Annotated in this window: 8 protein-coding genes, 1 tRNA gene and 3 pseudogenes; 6 read left to right on the top strand and 6 right to left on the bottom strand. The window is 57.3% G+C overall.

The features are described 5' to 3' along the window. From ABI213_RS02005 to ABI213_RS01995, 3 genes and pseudogenes are all read left to right on the top strand, one after another. Positions 1-1237, top strand: a pseudogene (locus tag ABI213_RS02005) (DNA-directed RNA polymerase subunit beta'); the annotation flags it as partial. 158 nt (positions 1238-1395) lie between these two features. Next, complete coding sequence (gene rsmB / locus ABI213_RS02000) at positions 1396-2751, top strand: 16S rRNA (cytosine(967)-C(5))-methyltransferase RsmB (RefSeq protein ID WP_348025894.1); 1356 nt, start codon at positions 1396-1398, stop codon at positions 2749-2751. Beyond that, on the top strand, positions 2741-3343 hold the full coding sequence (locus ABI213_RS01995) for a DUF4390 domain-containing protein (protein ID WP_348025892.1): 603 nt from the start codon (positions 2741-2743) through the stop codon (positions 3341-3343). The genes rsmB and ABI213_RS01995 overlap by 11 nt, the downstream gene beginning before the upstream one ends. Here ABI213_RS01995 and ABI213_RS01990 read toward each other — a convergent pair. Next, positions 3321-3446, bottom strand: coding sequence for a hypothetical protein (locus ABI213_RS01990; RefSeq protein WP_348025900.1), 126 nt, complete (start codon positions 3444-3446; stop codon positions 3321-3323). The two genes, ABI213_RS01995 and ABI213_RS01990, sit on opposite strands and share 23 nt — an antisense overlap. On the opposite strand from ABI213_RS01990, the gene ABI213_RS01985 reads away from it, so the two are divergent. From ABI213_RS01985 to ABI213_RS01975, 3 genes are all read left to right on the top strand, one after another. Next, positions 3403-5631, top strand: coding sequence for an ATP-binding protein (locus tag ABI213_RS01985; RefSeq protein ID WP_348025896.1), 2229 nt, complete (start codon positions 3403-3405; stop codon positions 5629-5631). The genes ABI213_RS01990 and ABI213_RS01985 overlap by 44 nt on opposite strands. Positions 5632-5677: 46 nt before the next feature. Then, positions 5678-6361, top strand: coding sequence for a response regulator (locus ABI213_RS01980; protein ID WP_348025890.1), 684 nt, complete (start codon positions 5678-5680; stop codon positions 6359-6361). 23 nt (positions 6362-6384) lie between these two features. Continuing rightward, positions 6385-6460, top strand: a tRNA-Phe gene (locus ABI213_RS01975). Positions 6461-6708: 248 nt separating this feature from the next. On the opposite strand, the pseudogene ABI213_RS01970 reads toward ABI213_RS01975, so the two are convergent. The 5 genes and pseudogenes from ABI213_RS01970 to ABI213_RS01950 all read right to left on the bottom strand — a co-directional run. Further along, positions 6709-7239 (bottom strand): annotated as a pseudogene (locus ABI213_RS01970) (transposase); the annotation flags it as partial. Then, the gene (locus ABI213_RS01965) at positions 7125-7460 is read right to left on the bottom strand and encodes a hypothetical protein (protein WP_348025898.1); all 336 of its coding nucleotides are present in this window, start codon (positions 7458-7460) and stop codon (positions 7125-7127) included. The pseudogene ABI213_RS01970 and the gene ABI213_RS01965, both read right to left, overlap by 115 nt. A gap of 30 nt (positions 7461-7490) precedes the next feature. Then, complete coding sequence (locus tag ABI213_RS01960) at positions 7491-7724, bottom strand: transposase (RefSeq protein WP_348025888.1); 234 nt, start codon at positions 7722-7724, stop codon at positions 7491-7493. A 75-nt stretch (positions 7725-7799) separates the two neighbouring features. Then, positions 7800-8180 carry a transposase gene (locus ABI213_RS01955; protein WP_348025886.1) on the bottom strand — a complete coding sequence of 127 codons (381 nt, stop codon included), beginning with the start codon at positions 8178-8180 and terminating at the stop codon, positions 7800-7802. A 65-nt stretch (positions 8181-8245) separates the two neighbouring features. Further along, positions 8246-8446: pseudogene (locus ABI213_RS01950) on the bottom strand (transposase); the annotation flags it as partial. Between the last annotated feature and the right edge of the window lie 388 nt (positions 8447-8834).

Raw genomic sequence — 8834 nt, 5'->3', positions numbered from 1 at the left:
GCCATACGGTGCGATCCTGGCGGTTACGGCCGACCAGGTGGTCAAGGCCGGCACGATCCTGGCTAACTGGGATCCGTTGACCCGTCCCATCATTACCGAATTTGCCGGTATGAGCAAATTCGAGAATGTGGAAGAAGGTCTGACGGTCGCCCGCCAAGTGGACGAAGTGACCGGCTTGTCCACCATGGTGGTCATCGATCCGAAGCGCCGAGGAGCCGCCAAGGTGATCCGTCCGCAGGTCAAGCTGATCGACGCGAACGGCAACGAAGTGAAGATCACGGGCACCGACCACTCGGTGACCATTGGCTTCCCTATCGGTGCACTGATCCAGGTGCGCGACGGTCAGGACGTAGGCCGCGGCGAAGTGCTGGCCCGTATCCCGATCGAAGGCCAGAAGACACGCGACATTACCGGCGGTTTGCCACGTGTAGCCGAGCTGTTTGAAGCGCGTACGCCGAAAGACAAGGGCATGCTGGCCGAAATGACCGGTACCGTGTCGTTCGGTAAGGAAACCAAGGGCAAGGTTCGCCTGCAGATTACCGATCCAGAAGGTACGGTCTGGGACGAACTGATCCCCAAGGAAAAGAGCATCCTGGTGCACGAAGGCCAAGTGGTCAACAAGGGCGAAAACATTGTGGACGGCCCCGCCGACCCACAAGACATCTTGCGCTTGCTGGGCATGGAAGAGCTGGCCCGCTACATCGTGGACGAAGTGCAGGACGTGTACCGCTTGCAAGGCGTGAAGATCAACGACAAGCACATCGAAGTGATCGTGCGTCAGATGCTGCGCCGGGTGGTGGTTGAGAACGCTGGTGACTCTGGTTACATCAATGGCGAACAGGTGGAACGCAGCGAAATGCTTGACACCAACGACGCATTGCGTGCCGAAGGCAAGATCCCCGCGGTATTCACCAACTTGCTGCTGGGTATTACCAAGGCTTCGTTGTCCACTGATAGCTTCATCTCCGCCGCGTCCTTCCAGGAAACCACGCGTGTGTTGACCGAAGCCGCCATCATGGGCAAGCGCGACGAGCTGCGTGGTCTGAAAGAAAACGTGATCGTTGGCCGCCTGATCCCTGCCGGCACCGGTATGGCCTACCACCAGGCCCGCCTGGCCAAGGACTTGATGGACGACGCCGAGCGCCGCGCCATCGCCGAGTCCGAAGCTGCGGAGTTGGCGGATGCGCAAGAAGCCACGTCCTTGCTGGAAGCCAATGAAGGCTCATCGCACGAATAACGCCGGCTGCGTGCCCCGCGTCATGTCACTTAGAAACTCTTAGTGACACAGGCACCCCAAGTCCGCCGCTGGCGGAGTTGGGGTGTTTTTTTATGTGTGCGGCATGGCGCATGAACGCCTTCTCTACGGTCGCCTCACCTCCAACGATTCTTGACTATATGACCCGTTCCAACGCTCCAGAGCGCACCGCACACCCCGGCCAAACCACGCAGATTCCGTTGTGGCGCCAACTGCTGGCTACGGCAGAAGTTTTGCACGCCATTCGCAATGGGACTTCCGCCACACCGGCCTTGGCGGCAGTGGACAGCCTACTGCGCCCTGGCGTGCAGTCGCTGGTGTTCCACAGCCTGCGCAACCTAGGCCGCGCAGAAGCCTTGCGGGCTCAGTTGGCCAAGCGCCCGCCCCCACCGGCCGCCGATGCTTTGCTGTGCACCGCGCTGGCCCTGGTCTGGCAAGAGGCCGATGCGCCTTATGAAGCCTTCACGCTGGTAGACCAAACCGTCGAAGCCGCCAACCGAGGCCCCGCCAAAGCCCAAGCCAGCTTCATCAATGCTTGCCTGCGCCGGTTCTTGCGGGAGCGCGACGCGCTGGTCAGCGCAACTGACCGTGACCCGGTCGCTGTGTGGAACCACCCCCGCTGGTGGATACAGCGGTTGAAAAATGAACAGCCACAGCGCTGGAAAGACATCTTGCATGCGAACAACCAGCATGCCCCGATGACTTTACGTGTTAATGTAAGAAAATCGACTCCAGCGCAGACTCTATCTGCGCTAGCAGCTATTAATATTGAAGCAAACCTTGTGGGCGACTCGGGCGTGGCCTTGGCCAGAGCCCGGCCCGTACAGGACATTCCAGGCTTCGCAGACGGAGCGGTGTCAGTCCAGGATGCCGCCGCCCAGATCGCGGCACCGCTGCTGCTCAGCGGCATGGACACGGCACAACCACTGCGCATTCTGGATGCCTGTGCCGCTCCCGGCGGCAAAACGGTCCACCTGCTGGAACTGGTGCAGGCCGAAGTCACGGCACTGGATATCGACACCATCCGCTGTGAACGCATCCGGCACAACCTGCAGCGCCAGGGCCTGCAAGCCAATGTGCTGGTAGCCGATGCCAACCAGCCTGCCACCTGGTGGGATGGCCGTCCATTCGATGCCATCTTGCTGGATGCGCCGTGCACGGCTTCGGGTATCGTGCGCCGCCACCCCGATGTGCGCTGGTTACGCCGTGAAACAGATATTGCACAATTGGCCCGCCTCCAGGCGAGCCTGTTAAAGCAACTCTGGCCTCTGGTGCGTTCCGGGGGCCGTTTGCTCTACTGCACCTGCTCGGTATTCCGGGCTGAAGGGCAAGACCAGATCGAAACGTTTCTTGCACACCACACCGATGCCCGTTTGCTACCGTCTCCCGGCCATTTACAGCCCCGTACATGGGATTTGGCAGAAACTGTCCCAGACAATCGCGTCTGTGACAACGATGGATTCTTTTACGCCTTGCTGGAAAAACATGCGACCTAAATGGGTTTGGCTGCGCCTGTGCGTCTATCTTCTGCTGTGCTATCTGCCGTTTGCTCGGGCTCAAAGCACCCTGGTAGAAATCAACCAGATGCAGATTGAGCGCAATGAATCCGGGGTATTTTTTTCGGCCAATTTGAAATTTGACCTGCCCAGCCTTGTCGAAGATGCACTGCACAAAGGCATTCCGATGTTCTTTGTGGCAGAAATCGAGGTGCTGCGAGACCGCTGGTACTGGTCTGACAAATCGGTCGCCAGCCAGGCCCGATACATGCGGCTTGCCTACCAGCCACTGACCCGGCGCTGGCGTTTGAATGTAGGGCCGACGGCCATGGGCAATAGCGGCCTGGGCGTGGTGCTGAACCAAAACTTCGAGTCCCTAGCCGATGCCCTGGCCAATATGCAACGCTTTTCGCGCTGGCGCATTGCGGATGCCAACGACATCGACTTTGACGGAAAAACGCATGCTGAATTCAGCTTCCGCCTCGACGTGTCGCAGTTACCTCGCCCTTTCCAGATCGGTGCCATGGGCCAGTCTGATTGGAGTCTGTCTGGCAGCCGTAACCTGCGCCTCACGCCGGACGCAGCCAAGTGAACCCGTCGCCTGCCGATACAACGGCATCCAAATACCGCACACTGAGCAATCCACGCGCCATGCGCTGGGCCTGGGTGGTGGGCGCGGTGGTCGTGATGGCCATTGGGCTGATACTGCTGTTGCTGCTCACCCAGTCCACCAACAACCGAGAGATGTACGAGCGCAACTATGCCCGCCTGTTTGCGGTAAACGTAGTGGTCGCAGGCGTGCTGCTGGCAGTCATCACCTGGATGGCGATCCGGCTTTGGATTCGCCTGCGGCGCGGCAAATTTGGCAGCCGCCTGTTGGTGAAACTAGCCACTATTTTTGCGCTGGTGGGCTTGATGCCGGGTTTGCTGATTTATGTGGTGTCGTACCAATTTGTCTCCCGCTCTATCGAGAGCTGGTTCGATGTGAAAGTGGAAACGGCTCTCGATTCGGGCGTCAACCTGGGACGCGCCACCCTCGACATCCTGGCCAACAATTTGGCCGACAAAGCCCGTAACGCCAGCGGGCAGTTGTCTGGCGTGCCCGATGCGGCCGCCGGACTGACGCTGGAACATATCCGCGACCAACTGGATGTCAGCGATGTGATGCTGTGGAGCGCAAGCGGGCAATTGATAGCCAGTGTGGGCGAATCGCGTTTTCTGCTCAATCCTGAACGCCCCAGCCCGCAGCAGCTACGCAACGTACGCACACAGAGGGCGGTGGCGGCCATTGAAGGACTCGATGATGTAGCGCCGACACTTGGTACAGAGCCGCCCGTCGCCCACATCAAAGCCTTGGCCTTGGTATCCAGCAAGGGGGTGGGTTTGCTGGCGGAACCGCGGTTTTTACAAGTAGTGCAAAGCCTCCCCGCGCCGCTGGTAGCCAATGCCATGGCGGTACAAACCGCCAACCGGGAATACCAGGAACGGGCGCTTGCCCGCACCGGCCTGAAGCGCATGTATATCGGCACGCTAACCTTGAGTCTGTTTCTGGCGGTATTTGGTGCCGTGCTGCTGGCGGTGTTACTGGGTAACCAGCTCGCCCGTCCCCTGCTGCTTTTAGCCGACGGCGTGCGCCAGGTGGCAGGCGGAGACCTGACACCTAAAGCCGTATGGCAAGGCCGTGACGAGTTGGGCGGCCTGACCCGGTCATTTGCCGACATGACACAGCAACTGTCCGATGCCCGGTCCGCGGTAGACCAGAGCATGGCGCAGGTCAGCGCCGCCCGTTCCAACCTGCAAACCATTTTGGACAACCTCACCTCCGGTGTCATCGTGCTGGATGCGGCAGGTACCATCCAATCCAGCAATCCTGGTGCCACCCGTATATTGCGCGTGCCCCTGGCTGCGCTGGAAGGCAAACCGCTGGCAGACGTTGACGGCATGGGCGATTTTGCCCAGGGAGTGCACGCGCAGTTTTCAGCGTTTTTAAGTGAGCAAATCCACCATGGTCTCGACCATTGGCAGCAATCCTTTGAGCTCAATGCCACGCAATCGCCATTCTCACAGGATGCTATTACTTTAGTAGCTAGAGGTGCAGAGTTACCGGGCAGAAACAGGCTATTAGTCTTTGATGATATCTCTGAAATTGTGTCTGCCCAACGGGCCCAGGCCTGGGGCGAAGTTGCGCGCCGCCTGGCCCACGAAATCAAGAATCCGCTGACACCCATCCAGCTGTCCGCTGAGCGCCTGGAGATGAAGCTTTTGAGCAAGCTTGGTGAGCCCGAGCAGGCGTTACTCAAAAAATCGGTCAAGACCATCGTCGACCAAGTCGATGCCATGAAGCGCCTGGTCAATGAGTTCCGCGACTACGCCCGCCTTCCAGCTGCCGACCTCAAGCCACTGGACTTGAATCTATTGGTGCAGGACGTACTGCAACTCTATGAACACGATACGGCAACCGTCCATGTCGTCGCGCAGCTCGAAGGCGGATGCCCCATGATCCTTGGCGATGCAGAGCAACTGCGCCAGGTCATCCACAACCTGCTGCAAAACGCGCAGGATGCCACTGAAGCCGCGCGCAAGCCTGGGCTGGTACCTAGTAGCGTTATTCTGCGCACCCAATGGGCTGCAGCGACCCAGCGCGTCCGTCTGGTGGTTTTAGACCATGGTACCGGCTTCCCAGAGCACATCCTCAAGCGCGCCTTTGAGCCGTATGTGACCACCAAGAGCCGTGGCACAGGTTTAGGGCTGGCCGTCGTGAAAAAAATTGCCGATGAACATGGTGCGCGCATCGACTTATCTAACCGTATCGTTAACGGTGTGGTGGAAGGGGCGCAAGTATCGTTATCATTCGCCATCCACCTTAAAGTGGCAACTTAACAACAGCTATACGCTGTATTTTCACCCGGGGACGCGTGCTTCAATCATGGCAAACATTCTGGTAGTTGACGATGAACTGGGTATCCGCGACCTGCTTTCTGAAATTTTGAACGATGAGGGGCACAACGTCGAACTCGCAGAAAATGCGGCCGAGGCCCGTATTGCACGGCAGCAATCACGCCCGGACTTGGTACTGCTCGATATTTGGATGCCCGACACCGACGGTGTTTCGCTTCTCAAAGAATGGGCGGCCACTGGTGCACTCACCATGCCGGTCATCATGATGAGTGGCCACGCCACCATCGACACAGCAGTAGAAGCCACCCGTATCGGTGCCTATTCGTTCTTAGAAAAACCGATCACCCTGCAAAAGCTACTCAAAGCCGTGGAGCAGGCGCTGACACGCAATGTCACCCGTAAAGCGGTTCCTGTGCTGCCCCTGCCAAACCATCCAGACGGCCGGGTCGTACCCATGGAGCTGGCGAGTAGCGCGCCAGGGATGTTATCGACAAATAGCAACCAGGGACCCCAGTCACAACAAACGTTTGATTTGGACAAGCCACTAAGAGAAGCCCGTGATGGTTTTGAAAAAGCCTACTTTGAATTTCATCTCGCTCAAGAAGGCGGCTCAATGACCCGCGTTGCAGAACAAACCGGTTTAGAACGTACCCACCTATATCGCAAATTAAAACAATTAGGAGTTGATCTCACCCGTGGAAAACGGGTTTAATTTCGGTATATAATTTAAGTCTTGGCCCGGTAGCTCAGTCGGTAGAGCAGAGGATTGAAAATCCTTGTGTCGGTGGTTCGATTCCGCCCCGGGCCACCAAAAAATCTTCTTACTAATCAACAGGTTAGCAGGGAGTATTCGAAAAAGCAGCCCGTAAAACAGGCTGCTTTTTTGTTTTCTGGCGTAGTTTCTGACTCTCATGTCGGAAGGCCACTGCGCTGGGATGGCTGTTGATTGCGCGCCACTGCGCCCAAGCCCCTTCAGGGACTTCGGCCATCGTGACAAGCACTCAACGTCGATGTTGGACGAAGCAATCTAAAGCTTCTAAAGAACATCGTGGGACGTTACCCGTAGCAACTGTGATTGCGTTCGAAGATGTCGGTGATGGCGAGGCGCGCCTCTGCATACTTATCGGCACCCAGCAGCTGTGCTCGATGATAGAAGTAGGAGCTGCGCGCTAGGTCAAGTTCGGCAAGGAGCTCCGCCAGCACATACGTTTCTCTCAGGGCATCAACCAGCAACGTCTTCTCCCGGTTGCTCAGGAGTGGCAGGTGGACGCCCAGGCCTTTTTTTAATAGTTCGTTCGCCTTCTTCAAAAGATCGTGTTCAAGCTGCAATTGCCGGATGTCACGTCGAAGCGATTCAACTTGCCGCTCCAGGTCTGTTCGCTGAGGATCCGGCGGTGAATCGTTATGGAGTTTCATGGATGCGGGCACTTCAGGGCCGAGTAACTGATTCTTCCATTTGTACAACGTCGGCCTGCTCACGGCCAGCTTTTGAGCAACGGCTTGTGCACTTGTCTGCCGAGTACACAGCTCAATAACTGCCGGCTGCTTGAGCTCTTGTGAGTGCTGTACACCGCCCGCTTTTCCAACAACGTGAATCCTCCCCAAGATTGCGCTGGCAAGTCATCGGGCAGCGTGGCTGCGGGGTCACTCGCATCAGCCTTCGCCTGGTTGGATTTGCCAATCCATTTTCTCAACGTGCCAACAGACATATGTAAATCTGCTGCTACGTCCAGCACGCTGCGCGTGCCGCGATCCCTGACTTTGATCAGGGCCTGTTCCTGGAATTCAATGGAATATAAATTTCTGCTCATAGATGTCGATCCCGTGCGGGGCTTCCGCAATCATGATGGGGCGACAACTAGTCTGACACGGGGGGCCTGATCGGCGTCGCCGTGCATCTCGGCTTCATGCACCCAGCGCCGCAGCAGGTTCGCGTTGATGCCATTGGCCATCGCCACTGCGGCCATGGAAATGCCAGGCTGCAGGCACGATGCCACGACAGCGGCTTTGAATTCGTCGCTGTGAATGCGACGGCGTCGACGATTGCCAACTGCTTGTTCGGAGATAGTGTTCACGTGTCCACCAAGAGTTGAGGTGGACACGAGACTCCTATGAACCTGACGACGTTTCAAGATGGGATGGCTGGACGCTTACGCCAGGTCTGCTGCTGCACTCATGGGCCACGTCACCGTCATGGATAGCGCCCCCTTTCGCAGCTCAATCTTGATCTTCTGTTCCCGGTGCATAGGAGTGACCGGGGGTAACGCGAGTGCAACGAATGCGGGAGCCGGGGGTGGGGTCTGCGGGATGCTGGGTATGCTGGGCTTTGCCAGCTGATGGCAGCCACTGCGCTGGTGTTCCTTGAGCCAGCGGTGCAGCACGTTGGCGTTCATGCCCTGCAGCCCTGCCAATGCCGCGATGGAGGCACCGGGCTGTTGGCAGGCTCTCACCAACTCAGCCTTGAACTCAGGCGTGTAAGTCCGATGCGTGCGCCGGGTCGGGTATCTGGAAATCTCTGATTCTTTGAGCATGGTGTGCACGATCTGTTGCGTGCACACGATCTTGCGAGACGGAACGGCTCAGTTCAAGATGGGTTCGCCGCGCGCTTACCGTCAGAATACTTCTGCCATGAGCGAACGTAACCAGCTGGAGAATCCTGGCCTTGTTCGAATGCCAGGTGCCAGCTCTTGAGACTATTCTTTGTCGGATAACCCAACTGTCGAATCGTCGCTCCAGTGCGTTTCCCGAGCTTTATATAGAGCTTGACTGCTCGAATGCGGTCTTCGTACGAGTACATGAACTACCTCCAAGTAGTCCAAGTTTTCCACCGCACCCCCTGGTGGTCAAGATTGGATCGGCTCTAACAACCAGGTGACCGGCAACGGTCAACATGGGATCGCCGCGTGCTTACCTTTAGGACAGGGGTGGGCATCTTTCAACAGCTAATTCAGACATAGCCGTTTAGAGTCTTCGATGGTGTCCATCTATTGCTATTGGTGGGAACTATGGTTGCCGGTCTACCGATATCAATTAAGAATGGTTGAGCGGATGCATATACGCTTTTTAGCACACATAAAAACGTTTTGCGTTTTCTTTAAAGCTTTGATGAAGCGCTAAAGAAAACGCCCAGTCCGCAGGACTGGGCGTTTCTTGCTGTAATAGCCTGACGATGACCTACTTTCACA

Origin of the sequence: Rhodoferax sp., from assembly GCF_039922535.1 — a bacterium.
Lineage (GTDB): Bacteria > Pseudomonadota > Gammaproteobacteria > Burkholderiales > Burkholderiaceae_C > Rhodoferax_B.
This window is presented reverse-complemented; position numbering and strand designations above follow the sequence as displayed.